Annotated in this window: 7 protein-coding genes; 2 read left to right on the top strand and 5 right to left on the bottom strand. The window is 65.0% G+C overall.

Going from position 1 to position 18,993, the window contains the following annotated elements; translation table 11 throughout:
• Positions 1-44: 44 nt before the first annotated feature.
• Positions 45-1,058, top strand: a complete 1,014-nt coding sequence (locus CCOS864_RS19585; protein WP_115087969.1) for a GNAT family N-acetyltransferase — start codon at positions 45-47, stop codon at positions 1,056-1,058.
• 60 nt (positions 1,059-1,118) lie between these two features.
• Here the strand turns inward: CCOS864_RS19585 and CCOS864_RS19580 are convergent, their stop codons facing one another.
• Positions 1,119-1,649: an RNA polymerase factor sigma-70 gene (locus tag CCOS864_RS19580; RefSeq protein ID WP_115087968.1), complete on the bottom strand. Its 531-nt coding sequence runs from the start codon at positions 1,647-1,649 to the stop codon at positions 1,119-1,121.
• A 336-nt stretch (positions 1,650-1,985) separates the two neighbouring features.
• On the opposite strand from CCOS864_RS19580, the gene CCOS864_RS19575 reads away from it, so the two are divergent.
• A complete protein-coding gene (locus CCOS864_RS19575; protein WP_115087967.1) occupies positions 1,986-14,948 on the top strand; it encodes a non-ribosomal peptide synthetase in 12,963 nt (4,320 codons plus the stop codon).
• Positions 14,949-14,952: 4 nt separating this feature from the next.
• On the opposite strand, the gene CCOS864_RS19570 is transcribed toward CCOS864_RS19575, so the two are convergent.
• The 4 genes from CCOS864_RS19570 to dsbD form a co-directional block, all read right to left on the bottom strand.
• On the bottom strand, positions 14,953-15,432 hold the full coding sequence (locus CCOS864_RS19570; protein WP_115087966.1) for a YkgB family protein: 480 nt from the start codon (positions 15,430-15,432) through the stop codon (positions 14,953-14,955).
• A 76-nt stretch (positions 15,433-15,508) separates the two neighbouring features.
• Positions 15,509-16,273: a thiol:disulfide interchange protein DsbG gene (gene dsbG / locus CCOS864_RS19565; RefSeq protein WP_115087965.1), complete on the bottom strand. Its 765-nt coding sequence runs from the start codon at positions 16,271-16,273 to the stop codon at positions 15,509-15,511.
• A complete protein-coding gene (locus CCOS864_RS19560) occupies positions 16,258-17,115 on the bottom strand; it encodes a TlpA family protein disulfide reductase (protein ID WP_115087964.1) in 858 nt (285 codons plus the stop codon). Before CCOS864_RS19560 ends, dsbG begins: the two co-directional genes overlap by 16 nt.
• Positions 17,115-18,818 carry a protein-disulfide reductase DsbD gene (dsbD, locus tag CCOS864_RS19555; RefSeq protein ID WP_115087963.1) on the bottom strand — a complete coding sequence of 568 codons (1,704 nt, stop codon included), beginning with the start codon at positions 18,816-18,818 and terminating at the stop codon, positions 17,115-17,117. Before dsbD ends, CCOS864_RS19560 begins: the two co-directional genes overlap by 1 nt.
• Between the last annotated feature and the right edge of the window lie 175 nt (positions 18,819-18,993).

Raw genomic sequence — 18,993 nt, 5'->3', positions numbered from 1 at the left:
ACGTTCACAAGGGTGAGCCGATCATTCCCTTGTGAGCCCCGATCATGCCATTCGATTCTGCTTCGCCGACTTTGTCCTTGCCTCGCTGGCGCAGCCTCAGTGCCGATGAAGGTGATTGCCACTTGAGCCTGGTGCTCGAAGGCAGCCCGTTGGTGCGTGTGCGCCTGCAACGCGGCGAAACTTTGCAGGTCCAGCTTGAAGAGCATGCCCGCGACCGTGTGCAACAGGCCCTGTGGGCTGTTTGCTACTGGCTGTTCGCCCGTGATCCCGGCTGCCAGCGCCTGACCTGGCAGCTGCATCAGCCGCCGCAGGAAGCCTTGAACAGCGGTTTGCTGATCGCCACGCAGGTGAAGGGCCAGTACTTGTGTGAGCGCAGCCTGTTCTGGCAGCTGCCCCAGCCCTGGCTTGGCCAGCCCTTGGCGGGCGTCTATCCGCAACAGATGCAGATCAGCGACGGCAAGCGACACCCTCGGCGTGCGCCAAAGCCGCGTGGCGAAGTGTATCGGCGCTTCGATGCGCGCTTGGGTGCCTGGGTCTCGCTGCGCACCCTGGAAATCGACCAGGACCTGGAGCGTTTCAATCGCTGGCAGAACAACCCGCGGGTGCTGAACTTCTGGCAGGAGGGCGGGAGCCTGGAGCAACACCGCGAGTACCTGAACAAGCTTGAGGCCGACCCCCACAGCCTGACCCTGATCGGCTGTTTCGATGACCAGCCCTTCGCCTACTTCGAAGCCTACTGGGCCAAGGAAGACCGTATTGCGCCGTTCTATGCGGTGGATGACTACGACCGTGGCATTCACATGCTGGTGGGCGAAGAGCTGCACCGTGGGCCGCACAAGGTCGCCAGCTGGTTGTCAGCGCTGGTGCATTACCTGTTCCTGGATGACCCGCGCACCCAGCGCGTCGTGGCTGAACCGCGGGCGGACAACGGCAAGATGATCGGCTACATGCACGATCAGTGTTTTCATTGCGAGAAGGAGTTCGACTTTCCGCACAAGCGTGCGGCATTGATGATTCTGGGCAGGGAGCGGTTTTTCGAAGGTTGCAAGTTGCTCTGACCCCAAGCGGCAAGCGGTATCACCACCCTCTTGCCGCTTGAAACTTGTAGCTTGCCGCTCTCAAGCCCTCTGGCTTGAGACCTTGCGACAATGCACCAGGGCATCGCGAATCATGAAGTTGACCAGGGTCGGCGAGACGCCCAGTTCTTTGGCGATGTCCTTTTGCGGTACGCCATGCAGGCGGTACATCTCGAAGGCATAGCGGGTGCGTTGGGGCAGATCGTTCAGGGCCTCGGCGATGTGTTCCAGGGTGGTGAAGTTGGTATGCGTAGCTTCTGGCGAGGCGCCCTGGATGACCACATTCAGGCCCTCCTCTTCGCTGCCGGAATACTTGAGCTCCATCGCCTGCTTGCGGTAGTGGTCAATGGCCAGGTTGCGCACGATCTGGAACAGGTAGCTGAGCTGGGCCTTGAACGAGGAAGTGATCTGCGGCGCCGAGCTGAGTCGGAAGAAAGCATCCTGAACGACATCTTCGGCCCGCGAGTGGCAGCCGGTGATGCGTGCGGCAATCTTCACGAGGATGCTACGGTTGTCGACAAACGCCTGGAGTAACGGTGAATCGCACTTACTTGTGGATAGTTGTTCCGCCATGGAAATCACCTTATCTCTAAGAGGGAAGTGGAGCACTCCAGATCCGGAGGCTTCCTACGACGTGCGACAAACTATTCGTAATGATAATTATTGTCAAATGCGAAAGTTAATAAGTCTCTGTGCTTTTTGGTTCTAAGCTTGCGCTTTGTGACCGGCTTCAAATTCCACCTTTTTTCTCCCTGCCTGGCGCTGGCCACGGGCCTTAATTATTTCTCCGGCCCATCCGTTCCTCTCTGTACATCCTCGGCTCTGGCAAGACGCACCTCGGTGCCTGGAAGCCCGCCCTGCGCGCCACCCGAGACCTGATTTTACGTACAGACTCTGGCAGGAACCCCCATGATGGACGCCTTCGAACTCCCGGTTACGCTGGTCCAGGCATTGGCCCAACGCGCGGCGCTTACCCCCGACCGCGTTGCCTTGCGCTTTCTGGCCGAGGATCCGTGCGATGAAGCCGTGCTGTCCTATCGCGAGCTCGACCAGCGGGCGCGAACCATCGCCGCCGCCTTGCAGGCGCGCACCGAAGTGGGGGATCGGGCGATCCTGTTGTTTCCCAGTGGCCCGGATTACGTCGCGGCGTTCTTCGGCTGCCTCTACGCCGGCGTCATCGCGGTGCCGGCTTATCCGCCAGAATCATCGCGGCGTCATCATCAGGAGCGTTTGCTGTCGATCATCGGCGATGCCGAACCGCGCCTGCTGCTGACCATCAGTGCCTTGCACGACAACCTGCAGGCCCTCGAGGTGCTGGCAGAGCCAAGCGCGCCACAGCTGCTGGCGGTCGATACCCTGGCTCAGGAGCAGGCCGGCAGTTGGCAGGCGCCGACCCTGCAGGCCGACGACATTGCATTTTTGCAGTACACCTCCGGCTCCACAGCCTTGCCCAAGGGCGTGCAGGTCAGCCATGGCAACCTGGTGGCCAACGAAGTGCTGATCCGCCAGGGTTTCGGCATCGATGTAAACCCGGATGACGTGATCGTCAGCTGGCTGCCGCTGTACCACGACATGGGCCTGATCGGCGGCTTGCTGCAACCGATCTTCAGTGGCGTGCCCTGTGTGTTGATGGCCCCGGCGTACTTCCTCGCCCGGCCGCAGCGCTGGCTGCAAGCGATCAGCGATCACGGCGGCACCATCAGCGGAGGGCCGGACTTCGCCTATCGGCTGTGCAGCGAGCGGGTCAGTGCCGCGGCAATGGCCAGCCTTGACCTGAGCAAATGGCGTGTGGCCTATTCCGGTTCCGAGCCGATCCGCCAGGACAGCCTGCAGGCCTTCGCCGACAAGTTCGCTGCCTGTGGCTTTGTGCCTGAGAGTTTCTTTGCCAGTTACGGGCTGGCCGAGGCCACGTTGTTCGTCAGCGGCAGCACCCGAGGCCAGGGGATTGGCGCGCTTGAGCTGGATGCCCTGGCGCTGGCGCGCAACAACGCAGAAGCGGGCAGGGGCACGGTGCAGATGAGTTGCGGGCGTAGCCAGCCCGGGCATGCCGTGCAGATTGTCGAGCCGCACAACCTGACGCTGCTGGCCGACAACCAGGTCGGCGAAATCTGGGCCAGTGGCCCGAGCATCGCCAAAGGCTACTGGCGCAACCCCGAAGCCACGGCCCGCACCTTCGTCGAGCAGGGCGGGCGCACCTGGCTGCGTACCGGCGACCTGGGTTTTTTGCGTGACGGCGAGCTGTTCGTTACCGGCCGCCTCAAGGACTTGCTGATCGTGCGTGGGCACAACCTCTACCCACAGGATCTGGAAAAGACCCTGGAGCGTGAAGTCGACGTTCTGCGTAAAGGCCGGGTGGCGGTGTTCGCGGTCGATGACCGGGGCGAGGAGGGCATCGGCGTTGCCGTCGAGATCAGCCGCAACGTGCAGAAAGTCATCACGCCTGCGAGCCTGATCAAGACCCTGCGCCAGGTGATCGCCGATGCCTGCCAGCAGGCGCCGGCGGTGGTGCTGCTGCTCAATCCCGGCGCGTTGCCGAAGACCTCCAGCGGCAAGCTGCAACGCGCCGCCTGCCGGTTGCGCATGGACGACGGCAGCCTCGATTGCTACGCGCGCTACCCTGATCAGCAAGCAGCGGCCGTAGCCGATCAAACCGCGTCGGCGACCGGCATGCAGGCCCGGATCGGTCGTCTGTGGCGTGAGCAGTTGGGCGTGGAGCAGGTGGCCGCGGACGATCACTTCTTCCTGCTCGGTGGCAACTCGATTGCCGCCACCCAGGTCTGCGCGCGCTTGAGTGACGAGCTGGATCTTGAGGTGGGCGTACGGGTGCTGTTCGAGGCACCGACCCTGGCCGACTTCAGTGCCGCGGTGACGGCGTTGCAGAGCGATGGCGGTGTCGCCCGTGGCGCCATCAGCCGCCTCGGCCGCGCGCAGGCTTTGCCGCAGTCGCTGGCACAGAATCGCCTGTGGCTGACCTGGCAGCTTGAGCCGCACAGTGCGGCGTACAACATTCCCGGCGCCCTGCGCCTGCGTGGCGAGCTGGACGAAGCGGCATTGCAAGCCAGCTTCCAGGCCCTGGTCGAGCGTCACCAATCCCTGCGTACGGTGTTTGCCGAGCAGGATGGCCAGGCCTTGCAACGCGTCCTGCCGAGCCTGGCGTTGACCTTGCAGCGCCTGGATCTGTCTGCTGCCCGTGCGCAAGAAGTACTGGCGCAGCGCGAAGCCGAAGCGGTGCAGCCTTTCGACCTGCAGCAGGGCCCGCTGCTGCGCGTGACCCTGGTGCGCCTGGACAGCGAAGAGCATCAGCTGTGGGTGACGTTGCACCACATCATCGCCGACGGCTGGTCGATGAACATTCTCATCGACGAGTTTTCGCGCCTGTATGCGGCCCGCTGCCAAGGCCAGGACGCCAAGCTGCCGGCCTTGGGGCTGGACTACGCCGACTACGGCAGTTGGCAGCGCCAGTGGCTGGCCCAGGGCGAAAGCGCCCGGCAACTGGCGTACTGGAAGGATCGGCTGGGTGAGCAGCAGGCGGTGCTCGATCTTGCCACCGATTACCCGCGTTCAAACCGCCACAGCAACGCCGCCGCCCGCTTGAGCGTGCGCCTGCAGCCCACCCTGGCGGAAGCTTTGCGCAGTATCGCCCGCGCCCATGACGCCACGCTGTTCATGGTCTTGCTGGCCGGTTTCCAGAGCCTGTTGCATCGCTACAGCGGGCAGACCGACATCCGCGTCGGCGTGCCCAACGCCAACCGTCCGCGCCTGGAAACCCAGGGCCTGGTGGGCTTTTTCATCAACACCCAGGTACTGCGTGCGCAGCTCGATGGGCGCTTGCCGTTCAACCAGTTGCTGGCCCAGGTGCGCCAAGCCACGCTGGAGGCCCAAGCCCACCAGGACCTGCCGTTCGAACAACTGCTCGAAGCCTTCCCCGAAGCTCGCGAGCAGGGCCTGTTCCAGGTCATGTTCAACCACCAGCAACGCGACCTCAGCGCCCTGCGTCGCCTCCCGGGGCTGCTTGCCGAAGAACTGCCGTGGCACAGCCGCGAAGCCAAGTTCGATCTGCAGTTGCACAGTGAAGAAGACCATCAGGGCCGCCTGATCCTGTCGTTCGACTACGCCGTGGAGCTGTTCGATGCGGCGACCGTCGCACGAATCAGCGCACAGCTGGTCGGTTTGCTGGAACAAGTCTGCGCTCAACCGCAGGTCGCCATCGGCGCTGTGCAACTGCTTGACGCCGATGGCCGCGGGCAATTGCTCGCATGGGGGCAGGCGCCGACGGTACCGGCGCAACAGTGGGTGGTCGACCAGCTCAACGAGCAAGCACGTCTGGCTCCAGAGCGCACTGCCCTGGTATGGCAGGGTGGCAGCCTCGATTACGCCAGCTTGCATCAACAGGCCAACCGCCTGGCCCATTACCTGCGCGACAAGGGCGTCGGTCCGGATGTTTGCGTGGCCATCGCCGCCGAACGTTCGCCGCAACTGCTGGTCGGCCTGCTGGCCATTCTCAAGGCCGGTGGTGCCTATGTGCCGCTGGACGTCGATTACCCGGCCGAGCGCCTGGCCTACATGCTCGCCGACAGCGGTGCCAGCCTGCTGCTCAGCCACAGCGATGTGCTCGAACGCCTGAGCCTGCCGACGGATGTCAGCGCCATCGCGATGGACCGCCTCAAGCTCGACAGCTGGCCAAGCCAGCCGCCGGGCCTGCACCTGCACGGCGACAACCTCGCCTATGTGATCTACACCTCCGGCTCCACCGGGCAGCCCAAAGGCGTTGGCAACACGCATGCGGCACTGGCCGAGCGTCTGCAATGGATGCAGGACCGCTATGAGCTCAATGACAGCGACGTGCTGATGCAAAAGGCGCCGATCAGCTTCGACGTGTCGGTGTGGGAATGCTTCTGGCCGCTGGTCAACGGCTGCCAACTAGTGCTGGCCGGCCCCGGCGAGCACCGCGACCCGCAACGCATCGCCGAACTGGTCCGCGAACATCGCGTAACCACCCTGCATTTCGTCCCGGCCTTGCTTCAGGTGTTTGTCCAGGAACCGCTGGCCGCGCAGTGCAGCAGCCTGCGCCGGTTGTTCTCCGGTGGCGAAGCCTTGTCGGCGAACCTGCGCGAGCGGGTGCTGCAGGTATTGCCGCAGGTGGCCTTGCATAACCGCTACGGCCCGACCGAAACCGCCATCAACGTCACCCACTGGCAGTGCAGCGATGCCGACGGTGCGCGCTCGCCGATCGGCCGGCCGCTGGCCAACGTGTTGTGCCGGGTGCTGGATGATGAGCTCGAACTGACGTCGCCCGGCGTAGCGGGTGAGCTGTATCTGGGCGGTGCCGGCCTGGCTCGGGGGTACCTGGGGCGTGCGGGGCTCACCGCCGAACGTTTCGTGCCGCAGCCCGATGGCGACGGCCAGCGTCTGTACCGCAGTGGCGACCGGGCGCGCTGGCTGGCTGATCTGGGTGCGCTGGAGTACCTCGGGCGGCTCGATCAGCAGGTCAAGCTGCGGGGGTTCCGGGTCGAGCCGGAAGAGGTCGAGGCCTGCCTGCTGGCGCAGGCGGGTGTCGAGCAGGCGCTGGTGATGATTCGCGACACCGCCGCCGGCCCGCAACTGGTCGGTTACTACAGTGGTATCGACGCGAGCGCGCAGTGGCTGGCGGCACTGGCAGAGCAACTGCCCGCCTACATGGTGCCGGCGCAGTTGGTTCACCTGGCGCAAATGCCGCTGGGCCCGAGCGGCAAGATCGAGCGCAAGGCCTTGCCCGAGCCGCAATGGCAATCGCGTGAACACATCGAGCCGGGCACCACCCTGCAACAGCAGATCGCCGCGATCTGGCGCGAGGTGCTGGGTATCCAGCGGGTCGGCTTGCAAGATGACTTCTTCGCCCTTGGCGGCCACTCGTTGCTGGCCACCCAGATCATTTCCCGCACCCGCCAGGCTTGCAACGTCGAGTTGCCGCTGCGCACCCTGTTCGAAGCCAGCGAACTGGGCGCCTTTGCCTCTGCGGTCGAGGCGATCCAGCACAGTGGCGCGCACAACCTGCAGGGCGAGATCCAGCGCATCGACCGTCGTCAGGCCGTGCCGCTGTCCTACTCCCAGCAACGCATGTGGTTCCTCTGGCAGATGGAACCGGACAGCCCGGCCTATAACGTCGGCGGCATGGCCCGCCTGAGCGGGGTGCTGGATGTCAGCCGCTTCGAACAAGCGCTGCAGGCGCTGATCGTGCGGCACGAGACGCTGCGCACTACCTTCCCGAGCATCGACGGCGTGCCCTATCAGTGCGTGGCCGAAGACAGCAACCTGCAGATGAGCTGGCTGGATTTCTCCAGTGCCGCAGCGCAGGTACGCGAGCAACGCCTGCAGGCCTTCGCCGACGAGCAGGCGCACCAGCCGTTTGACCTGGAGCGCGGGCCGCTGCTGCGCGCGTGTCTGGTCAAGGCCGGCGAGCGTGAGCATTACTTCGTCCTGACCCTGCACCACATCGTGACCGAAGGCTGGGCCATGGACATCTTCGCCCGCGAGCTGGGCGAGCTCTACGAGGCTTTTGTCGACGAGCGCGAATCGCCGCTGCAACCCTTGCCGGTGCAGTACCTGGACTACAGCGTGTGGCAGCGCCAGTGGCTGGAAAGCGGCGAGCGCCAGCGCCAGCTGGACTACTGGCAAGCCAAACTGGGCGATGAGCATCCGGTACTCGAACTGCCGGCCGACCGTCCGCGTCCGGCGGTGCAGAGTCACCGTGGCGAGCTCTATCGCTTCGACCTGAGCCCGGAGCTGGCAGCGCGAGTACGTGCTTTTAATGCCGAGCGCGGCCTGACCCTGTTCATGACCATGACCGCAACCCTGGCCGTGCTGCTCTACCGCTACAGCGGCCAGACTGACTTGCGCATCGGCGCGCCGGTGGCCAACCGCATCCGTCCGGAAAGCGAAGGCCTGATCGGTGCCTTCCTCAACACCCAGGTGCTGCGTTGCCAGCTTGATGGGCAGATGCGTATCGGCGAGTTGATCGAGCAGGTGCGCCAGACCGTGATCGACGGCCAGTCCCATCAGGACCTGCCCTTCGATCAGCTGGTCGAGGCCTTGCAGCCACCACGCAGCAGCGCCTACAACCCGCTGTTCCAGGTGATGTGCAACGTCCAGCGCTGGGAGTTCCAGCAAAGCCGTGAGCTGGCCGGCATGCAGGTCGAGTACCTGGTAAACGATGCCCGCGCTACCAAGTTCGACCTTAACCTGGAAGTCACCGACCTCGACCGCCGCCTGGGTTGCTGCCTGACCTACAGCCGCGACCTGTTCGACGCGCCGCGTATCGCGCAAATGGCTGCCCACTGGCAGAACCTGTTGGTGGCAGTGCTGGGTGATCCCGAGCAACGCCTGGGCGAATTGCCGTTGTTGGCGGCGGTCGAGCAAAAGGCTTTGTGCGATTCGCTCAAGGGAGACAACACCCTGGCGCTGGATCACAACATTCATCAGCTGTTCAGCGAGCAAGCCGCGCATCAGCCTGATGCCCCGGCCCTGACGTTCGCCGGGCAGCACTTGAGCTACGCCGAGCTTGACGCCCGCGCCAACCAGTTGGCCCGTGTGCTGCGTGAGCATGGCGTCGGCCCGCAGGTGCGCGTCGGCCTGGCCCTGGAGCGCTCGCTGGAGCTGGTAGTCGGCCTGCTGGCGATCCTCAAGGCCGGTGGCGCCTATGTGCCACTGGATCCGGAATACCCGCTGGAACGCCTGCACTACATGATTGAAGACAGCGGCATCGAACTGCTGCTGGGCCAGCGTGCGCTGTTTGAGGCCCTCGGCGAGTTGCCCGCCAAGGTCGGTCGCTGGTGCCTGGAAGAGGACCGTGACGGCCTCGCGGCTTACAGCCGCGAAGCCTTGCCGTCGCTGACCTTGCCGGGCCATCAGGCCTATCTGATCTACACCTCCGGTTCCACCGGCAAGCCCAAGGGGGTGGTGGTCAGCCATGGCGAAATCGCCATGCACTGCCAGGCGGTGATCGAGCGCTTCGGCATGCGCAGCGATGACTGCGAGCTGCACTTCTATTCAATCAACTTCGACGCGGCCACCGAGCGCCTGCTGGTGCCGTTGCTCTGCGGTGCGCGGGTGGTCCTGCGCGGGCAAGGACAGTGGGGCGCGGAAGAAATCTGCACGCTGATCCGCGAACAGCAGGTATCAATACTCGGCTTTACCCCAAGCTACGGCAGCCAGCTCGCCCAGTGGTTGGCCAGCCACAACGCAAGCCTGCCGGTGCGCCTGGTCATCACTGGCGGTGAGGCACTGACCGGCGAGCACCTGCAGCGCATTCGCCAGGCGTTCACGCCGCAGCAGTTCTTCAACGCCTATGGCCCGACCGAAACCGTGGTCATGCCCCTGGCGTGCCTGGCTCCCGAGCAACTTGAAGCCGGCGCCGGCAGCGTGCCGATCGGCCGCGTGGTCGGTGCCCGCACGGCGTACATCCTCGATGCCGACCTGGCCCTGGTGCCGCAAGGCGGCATTGGCGAGCTGTACGTCGGTGGCGCCGGCCTGGCCCAGGGTTACCACGAGCGCCCCGGTTTGAGCGCCGAGCGCTTTGTCGCCGACCCGTTCAGCGACAACGGCGGGCGCCTGTACCGTACCGGCGACCTGGTGCGCCAGCGCGCTGACGGTCTGGTGGAGTATGTCGGTCGAATCGACCATCAGGTGAAGATTCGCGGCTTCCGTATCGAGCTGGGCGAAATCGAAACCCGCCTGCTCGAACACCCCGCGGTGCGCGAGGCCGTGGTCCTGGCCCTGGACATGCCCGGTGGCAAGCAGCTGGCCGGTTATCTGGTCTGCGATCAGGCGCGGGCGGACGCCGCCGGGCAGGTTGCCCTGCGTGAAGCGCTGAAGGCGCAACTGCGCCTGCACCTGCCGGACTATATGGTGCCGACCCACCTGGTGCTGCTTGAGCAAATGCCGCTCACCGGCAATGGCAAGCTCGACCGCCGCGCCTTGCCGGCGCCGGACCTGGAGCAGGGCCGCCAGCACTATGAAGCGCCGCGCAGCGAGCTGGAGCAGCAGTTGGCGACGATCTGGCGCGAGGTACTGAACGTGCAACAGGTCGGTTTGCAGGACAACTTCTTCGAACTGGGCGGCGACTCGATCCTGTCGATCCAGGTGGTCAGCCGTGGGCGTCAGGCCGGGCTGCATTTCACCCCGCGCGACCTGTTCCAGCATCAGACCATCCAGACCCTGGCCACGGTGGTCAGCCGCAGTGAAACCACTCAGGTCGATCAGGGCCCGCTGAGCGGACGCGCAGCGTTGACGCCGATCCAGCACTGGTTCTTCGACAGCGACGTGCCGCAACCCCAGCACTGGAACCAGGCGGTATTGCTGGTGCCGGTCGAACGCTTGAATGGCAAGACCCTGGAGCAGGCGTTGCAGCAGTTGCTGCAGCACCATGATGCCTTGCGCTTGCGCTTCACCCAGGCAAACGCTCAATGGCAGGGCGAGTACGTCCAGGCCGACCATCGCGAGTTGCTCTGGCAGGCTTCGGTAGCCGATCTGGGCGCCTGCCAGGCGCTGTACAGCGATGTGCAGCGCAGCCTCGACCTGGCACAGGGGCCGCTGCTGCGCGCCTTGCTGGTCGAAGACGGCGAGGGTCGTCAACGCCTGTTGCTGGCCATCCACCACCTGGTGGTCGATGGCGTGTCCTGGCGCGTGTTGCTGGAAGATCTGCAAGCGCTGTACCGCGGCCAGCCGCTGGCGGCCAAGACCCGCGCCATGAGCGATTGGGCGGCACGCCTGGTGGCTTATGCCGGCAGTGACTCGTTGCGTGACGAGCAAACCTGGTGGCAGGCACAGTTGGGCACCGCCAGCCGCGAACTGCCCTGCGATCATCCGCAAGGGGCCAACCTGCACCAGCAGGCGCAAACCCTCAGCGTGCGCCTGGATGCGACCCGCACCCGGCAACTGCTGCAGGAGGCGCCCGCTGCCTATCACACCCAGGTCAACGACCTGCTGCTGACCGCCCTGGCCCGCGTACTGTGCCGCTGGAGCGGTGACAGCACGGTGCTGGTGCAACTGGAAGGCCACGGCCGCGAGAGCCTGTTCGAGGACATGGACCTGACCCGTAGCGTCGGCTGGTTCACCAGCGCCTACCCGTTGAGCCTGAGCCCACTGAACGTCGAAGAAGCCGCGGGGCAGGGCGCTTCGATCAAGGCCATCAAGGAACAACTGCGTAATGTGCCGCACAAGGGTCTGGGCTATGGCGTGCTGCGCTACCTGGCCGATGCGCCGGTGCGCGAAGCCATGGCGGCGCTGCCCCAGGCGCGTATTACCTTCAACTACCTGGGCCAGTTCGACCAGCAGTTCCAGGCCGATGCGCTGTACCAGCCGGTGGATGAAAGCGCCGGGCTCGCCCACGACCTGGCGGCGCCGCTGCCCAACTGGCTGAGCGTCGATGGCCAGGTGTATGGCGGTGAACTGCAACTGCGCTGGACCTTCAGCCGTGAGCGCTATGACCCGCAGACCATCGAAACACTGATCGAAGCCTACCGGCTCGAGCTGATCACCCTGATCGAGCATTGCCTGACCCCGGGCACCGGCAGCTTCACGCCCTCGGACTTCCCCCTGGCGCAGCTGAACCAGGAGCAGGTCGATGCCTTGCCGGTCGCCGCTGCACAGATCGAGGACGTCTACCCGCTGACGCCGATGCAGGAGGGACTGCTGCTGCATACCCTGCTGGAGCCGGGCACCGGCATCTACTACATGCAGGACCGCTACCGGATCAACAGTGCCCTCGACCCGCAGCGTTTCGCTGAGGCTTGGCAAGCGGTGGTCGGCCGTCATGAAGCCTTGCGCGCCTCGTTCTGCTGGAACGCCGGCGAGGCCATGCTGCAGATCATTCACAAACCGGGCGCGACGCCGGTCGACTATCAGGACTGGTCAGCCATCCCTGACACTGAACAGGAAGCGCGCCTGCAAGCGCTGCACAAGCAAGAGCGCGAAGCCGGTTTCGACTTGCTCCGGCAGGCGCCGTTCCACCTGCGCCTGGTGCGGGTGGGCGAGGACCGCTACTGGTTCATGATGAGCAACCACCACATCCTTATCGATGCCTGGTGCCGTTCGCTGCTGATGAATGACTTCTTCGAGATCTACCTGGCCATGGGCGAGGGCCGTCAGGCGCAGTTGCCGGTGCCGCCGCGCTACCGCGACTACATCAGCTGGCTGCAGCATCAGGACCTGGACGAGGCGCGCCAGTGGTGGCGCACTAACCTCGAAGGCTTTGAGCGCAGTACCGCAGTGCCCAGCGACCGGCCATTGTTGCGTGACCACGCGGTAGAGAATGCCGGGATGCTGGTCGGCGATTGCTACACCCGCCTCGATGCCGCCGATGGCGCCCGCCTGCGTGAGCTGGCCCAGGCCCATCAGTTGACCATCAATACCTTTGCGCAAGCCGCCTGGGCCCTGGTGCTGAGCCGCTACAGCGGCGAGCGCGACGTGGTCTTCGGCGTTACGGTGGCCGGTCGCCCGGTGAGCATGCCGCAGATGCAGCGCACCGTCGGGCTGTTCATCAACAGTATTGCCCTGCGGGTGAAACTGCCCACAGCGGGCGAGCGCTGCAGCGTGCGCCAGTGGCTGCAGGGCCTGCTCGAGCGCAACATGGAGCTGCGCGAGTACGAATACCTGCCGCTGGTGAGCATCCAGGAGTGCAGCGAGCTGCCCAAGGGCCAGCCGCTGTTCGACAGTCTGTTCGTGTTCGAGAACGCGCCGGTGGAAGTTGCCGTGCTGGACCGTGCACAGAGCCTGAACGCCAGCTCCGATTCCGGGCGCACCCATACCAACTTCCCGTTGACCGCCGTCTGCTATCCGGGCGATGACCTGGGGCTGCACCTGTCCTTCGACCAGCGTTACTTCGATACCGCCACGGTCGAGCGCTTGCTGGCCGAGTTCAAGCGTTTGTTGCTGGCGCTGGCCGAGGGCTTCCAGGGGGATGTCAGCGAGCTGCCGTTGCTCGGTGAAACCGAGCGGCACTTTTTGCTCGACGACTGCAACCGCAGCGAGCAGGCCTACAGTCTTGAGCAAAGTTACGCCGAACTGTTCGAAGCACGGGTTGCCGCGCACCCGCAGCGGGTGGTTGCGCGGTGCCTGGAGCAAACGCTGAGCTATGCCGAGCTCAACCGCCAGGCCAACCGCCTGGGCCATGCGCTGATCGCCGCCGGGGTGGCGATCGATCAGCCGGTGGCATTGCTGGCCGAACGCGACTTGCCGTTGCTGGGCATGATCGTCGGCTGCTTCAAGGCGGGGGCTGGTTACCTGCCGCTTGACCCGGGCCTGCCGGTTACGCGCCTGCAACGTATCGTCGAACTGAGCCGCACGCCGGTGCTGGTGTGCAGTGCAGCCTGTGCCGAACAGGGGCGTGCCTTGCTCGAAGAACTGAGCTGTGCCGGGCGCCCGAAACTGCTGGTCTGGGAGCAGATCCAGGCGGCAGTCGGGCCGGACGGCAACACGGGCATCTATAGTGCGCCGGACAACCTCGCCTACGTGATCTACACCTCAGGCTCCACCGGGCTGCCCAAAGGGGTGATGGTCGAGCAGCGCGGCATGCTCAACAACCAGTTGAGCAAGGTGCCCTACCTGCAATTGGACGAGCAGGACGTGATTGCCCAGACCGCCTCGCAGAGCTTCGATATCTCGGTCTGGCAGTTCCTCGCCGCACCGCTGTTCGGTGCTCAGGTGGCCATCGTGCCGAACGCCATCGCCCACGACCCGCAAGGCCTGCTGGAGCACGTGCAGGCTACCGGCATCACCGTGCTGGAGAGCGTGCCTTCGTTGATCCAGGGCATGCTCGTCAACGAGCATCAACAGCTCGATGGCCTGCGCTGGATGCTGCCGACCGGTGAGGCGATGCCGCCGGAGCTGGCCTCGCAATGGCTGCAGCGTTATCCGCACATTGGTCTGGTCAATGCCTATGGCCCGGCCGAATGCTCGGATGACGTGGCGTTCTTCCGCGTCGATGCCGCCTCGACCCGGGGCAGCTACCTGCCGATCGGCACGCCGACCGACAACAACCGCCTGTACCTGCTTGGCGACGATCAGCAACTGGTGCCGCTGGGTGCCGTAGGTGAGCTGTGCGTTGCCGGTACCGGCGTCGGCCGTGGCTATGTCGGTGACCCGGTGCGTACTGCGCAAGCCTTTATCCCGCATCCGTTCGGTGCGCCTGGCGAACGTTTGTATCGCACTGGCGACCTGGCGCGTCGACGTACCGACGGTGTGCTCGAGTACGTCGGGCGTATCGACCATCAGGTGAAGATCCGCGGCTACCGCATCGAGCTGGGCGAGATCGAAGCGCGCCTGCATGAGCAAAGCGAGATTCGCGATGCGGCGGTGGGCGTGCAGGATGGGGTCAATGGCAAGCATCTGGTCGGCTATCTGGTGGCCAGCACTGCGGGTGCCGATACCAGCGTGTTGCTGGAGCAGGTCAAGCAGCGCCTGCGTGCCGAGTTGCCGGAGTATATGGTGCCTCTGCACTGGGGCTGGCTCCAGCAACTGCCGCTCAATGCCAACGGCAAGCTCGACCGCAAGGCCTTGCCGGCCATCGACATCGGCGCCCAGCACAGCCAGGCCTACCTGGCGCCGCGCAGCGAGCTGGAAACGACTCTGGCCAGCATCTGGGCCGAAGTACTCAAGGCTGAACGGGTCGGGGTGCGCGACAACTTCTTCGAGTTGGGCGGGCATTCGCTGCTGGCTACCCAGATCGCCTCACGGGTGCAGAAGGTGCTGCAACTGAACGTGCCGCTGCGGGCGATGTTCGAGTGCAGCACCGTCGAGGAACTGGCGACCTACGTCGAAGGCCTGAAGGCCAGTGAGCTGAGCGACGACAAGGTCGACCGTCTCAGTGACCTGATGGCCGAGCTGGAAGCACTGTAGGGCTTCAGGCCGGGGCAGGGCTGCTGCGCAGCAGGTCGTGCTTGAGCAAGGCGACCGAAGCCGCCAGCAGCACGGCGTCCTTGATCAGGAAGGACGTCGCTCCACCCATGGCCGGGAACCCGCCGGCGCTGTTCTCCCAGCCGCCAGGAGTGGTAAGGATCAGGGTCAGGGTTGTCAGGTAGGTGACCACCGAACCGAGCGCCCCGATCACTGCCACCCGCGGTTGCCAGATACCGGCCAGCAACGCCGCGCCAATCGCCCATTCCGCTACCCCCAGCGCATAGCTGGCACCTTGGATGCCAAAGGCCAGGTGCAGCCAGGACAACAGCGGGCTGTTATCGATCAGCGGGATCAACGCCTGGGCTTCGTAGTCGAACCACTTGGCATAGCCAAAACCGAAGAAGATCAGGATCAGGCTCCAGCGCAGCATCTGGATATCCAGGGAGGAGCGGGTGAAACGGTCGAGGCAGGCAGGGCGGGTCATGGCAAGGTCCTGTGGTTGGATGAGGCAGGTATCCTGCAGACGCCGTGACCGCCCTGTTGTTACATCAGCCGGTCGCTCACCGCTTGCCGAGAATCTTGCCAAGCAGCTCCGGTCGCGGTGCGCCCTGCTGGGTTTGCAGCTGTTGCTGGTCGTCCAGGTAGAAAATTGCCGGCGTCGCTGACAGGCCGAGTTCTTCCATCACCGCCAGGTTGGCGTCGAGCTTGCTCTGTACGGCTTCGGGAATCTTGTCCAGGGCCTTGAGGGTGCTGGCCTTGCCGGCCTTCTCATGTTGCGCGAGGGCCTTGGCCGGGTCCTTGCTGGCCAGCAAGGTGGCTGATTTACCCGGGCTGTCCTCGCGAATGATGCCGACCATGATATGCCGCAATTGCACCTTGCCCGACTCGACCCAGGGCCGCGCCTGTTGCCAGAACATATTGCAATATGGGCAGTTGGGGTCGCTGAACAAGTAGACGATACGCGGCGCGTCGGCCTTGCCGTCGGCGATCCAGGCGGTGTTTTCCATCTTCGCCCAGACTTCCTTGGCCATCGGTGCATACACCAGTTTTTCCAACGGCGCCTGGCTCAGGTCCTTGCCCTGCTCATCGAACAGGCTGCCCACCAGCACGTGTTTGCCATCGGCAGTCAGGTACAGCGCCAGGCCGCGGTTCTGGTACTCGGCAGCATAGCCGCGCAGGCCATCGGGAGCGTTGAAGCTGCCTTTGATTTTCGCGCCTTTGGCCTCCAGTTGCTGGATGGCTTTGGGCAAGTCTTCAGCCAGCACCAGCTGGCTGGTCATCAAGCCCAGGGCCAGTGTGAGGGGCAGTTTCAGCAGAGATCGCATGCGACGTTCCTTGTGGGGGATGGGGCGGCAGGCGCGGGCGCGCGCTCGAAGGATTGCAGGGCATGGCTGAGGCTGGCCCGCGACAGCTCGCCGAGGTGGCTGCCGACCAGGCGGCCCTCGGCGTTGTAGAACAGGGTGGTGGGCAGGGCCATGGAGCCGACCTTCTGCGCCAGTTGGCCGCCGCTGTCGAATAGCACGTGGGAGAGGTTCAGGCCGGTGGTGGCAAGGAAGGTGACCACGGTTTGCGGCGCTTCGCCCTGGTTGACGAACAGGAAGGTGATGTCCGGGTAGTCGCCCTGGGCCTGTTGCAACACCGGCATCTCGCGCCGGCACGGCGGGCACCAGGTGGCCCAGAGGTTGATCACCAGTGGCTTGCCGCGGTATTCGGCAAGCTCAACGGCTTGGCCATTGGCCTTGCGCAGGCTCATCTCGGGCAGTTGCGTGCCTTGATCATAAAGATGGCTGGCCAGGCTGCCGAGCAACCAGAACAGACCACCACTGAGCAGGCCCCAACCCAGCGGCCGACGCAGGGCGGGGCGGCGGTAACCCTGCCACAGGGCACCGAGGGCCACGGCAACAAGCGCTGGCCAGAGCAGGAAACCGCCGTCACGCAGGTCGATGATCTGCAGCAGGTCGTCGCGGTACATCGACCAGTAGCTGATGACGAAGCCCAGGCGGGCGCTGAGCAGACCCAGCAGAAACAGGCCGAACAGTACCGACTCCGGGTTGTCGCCGCCATGCTTGGCGACGCGCCAGCCAACCAGGCTGGCCAGGGCCAGGGCGCAGATCAGCAGCAGGTGGTTCAGGGCCATGGTCAGCGGCCCGAGAGAAACTGTCAGCATCAGCCTTGGCTCCGGGTAGTGACCCAGTGTTGGAGGAAGTTCGCCGCATCGATTTCACCGGTGATGCGTCGGGCCCGGCGTTCGCTGCCCTCTGGGCCGATCCAGATCAGGCTGGGAGGGCCGGGGACCTGATAGCGCTGCAGCAACTCGCGGCTGGACGCTGCATCGGCAGTTACATCCAGGCGCAGCAAGCGTACGCCGTTCAGCGCCGCCAGCACATCGGCGCGGGCGAATACCTGTTTTTCCATGACCTTGCACGACACGCACCAGTCAGCATAGTAGTCGAGCATCACCCACTGGCCCTGGGCCTTGGCCGCCTCCAGCTCGCGCTGCAGTTCGGCCGGCTGGCTGACGGTGGTGAAGGCATCACGGTGAGCGCCAGGGGCTGTCGGGGCGGTGCTGGCGGTGAACGGTTGCAGCGGTTGCCAGGGGTCATTGCCACCGGCGGCAGCGCCGACGATCAACAGGCTGCCCCAAAAACCCAGCAGCAGCGACAGCGCGCGCAGCGGGCGCAGTGCCTGCATGGCCGGCCAGGCGGCCCAGGCCAGGGCGATCAGCCAGGCCCCGGCAAGGCCCAGCCATAGCGACGCTTCCAGTACCGCGCGCAAGGTATACAGGGCCATGGCCAGGAAGACAAAGCCGAACAGGCCCTTGACCCGGTTCATCCAGGCGCCCGGGCGGGGCAGGTAGCGGTTGCCGAGGGTGACCAGCAACAGCAGCGGCAGGCCCATGCCCACGCCCAGGGTGAACAGCACCAGGCCGCCGTGCACGGCGTTGCCGCTCTGGGCGATGTACAGCAGGGCGCCGGCCAGCGGTGCGGTCATGCACGGGCCCATCAACAGGCCCGACAAAGCTCCGAGCAAGGCGGCGCCATACAGGTTGCCGCCACGGGTGCCGTGCCCTGCACGCTCCAGGCGGTCACGAATCCACACCGGTAGCTGCAGCTCGAAAGCACCGAACATCGGCAGGGCCAGCAGCACGAACAGCCCGGCCAGGGTGCCCAGCAGCCAGGGTTGCTGCAACCAGGCCTGGAAGCTGGCGCCCAGCAGTGCGGCGACCACGCCCAGGGCGGCATACACCAAGGCCATGCTCAGCACATAGACACTGGCCAGCAACCAGCCACGGCGGGCACTGGCACCGCTGCCCAGTACCAGCCCGGCGAGAATCGGCAGCATTGGCAAGGAGCACGGGGTGAAGGCCAGCAGCAGGCCCAGGCCGAGAAAGGCCAGCAGGTTCCAGGCCAGGCTGGACTGCTGCAGGCCACCGGCCAGGGCCTGATCGCTGGCCTGGGGGGTGACAGTTGCGCCGCCCAGGCTGACCAGGCTGGTTTGTGGCGGGTAGCACAGCCCGGCATCGGCGCAGCCCTGCCAGCCCATGCGCAGCTCACCGTTGGCGCTGGCGGGCAGGATCAGTTCCAGTTCGCCACGGTATACCTGGGTTTCACCAAAATATTCATCGCTGTGGGGCAGGGCGGCGGGCAGCTGGGGCTGCTGCTCCGGCGCCAGGCCGTCGAATTTCAGGCGTTTCTGGTACAGGTAGTAGCCATCGGTGATTTGCCAGTGCAGGCGCATCTGCCCCGACTCCAGGCGTTCGCTGCTGAACACGAAGGCCTTGTTGACTGGCAGGAAATCGCTCTGGGCAAAGGGGTTGGCCTGGCTCAGGCCGCTTAGCAGGAACATCAGGGCAAACAGAAAAACGCGCATGTCGAAGCCTTGGCAATGCGATGAAGCGCTAACTCTGGCCCAGCCCGATTAACCGAAAGTTAACCCGGCAACCAACGGCTGTCGCCCGGGCCGCGACGGCTGCGCCTGGGCGCGGCATAATCCTGGGTTAATCCGCCTGGGCTTGAATAAGGCCTTTACTGACCGAGACCCCACC

This window comes from Pseudomonas wadenswilerensis (genome assembly GCF_900497695.1).
GTDB lineage: Bacteria > Pseudomonadota > Gammaproteobacteria > Pseudomonadales > Pseudomonadaceae > Aquipseudomonas > Aquipseudomonas wadenswilerensis.
This window is presented reverse-complemented; position numbering and strand designations above follow the sequence as displayed.

Bases quoted from the DNA above. Each gene is read 5' to 3' on its own strand.
- CCOS864_RS19580 (WP_115087968.1), bottom strand. From the start codon at position 1,649: ATGGCGGAACAACTATCCACAAGTAAGTGCGATTCACCGTTACTCCAG.
- dsbG (WP_115087965.1), bottom strand. From the start codon at position 16,273: ATGCGATCTCTGCTGAAACTGCCCCTCACACTGGCCCTGGGCTTGATG.
- CCOS864_RS19560 (WP_115087964.1), bottom strand. From the start codon at position 17,115: ATGCTGACAGTTTCTCTCGGGCCGCTGACCATGGCCCTGAACCACCTG.
- CCOS864_RS19585 (WP_115087969.1), top strand. From the start codon at position 45: ATGCCATTCGATTCTGCTTCGCCGACTTTGTCCTTGCCTCGCTGGCGC.
- CCOS864_RS19575 (WP_115087967.1), top strand. From the start codon at position 1,986: ATGATGGACGCCTTCGAACTCCCGGTTACGCTGGTCCAGGCATTGGCC.
- CCOS864_RS19570 (WP_115087966.1), bottom strand. From the start codon at position 15,432: ATGACCCGCCCTGCCTGCCTCGACCGTTTCACCCGCTCCTCCCTGGAT.
- dsbD (WP_115087963.1), bottom strand. From the start codon at position 18,818: ATGCGCGTTTTTCTGTTTGCCCTGATGTTCCTGCTAAGCGGCCTGAGC.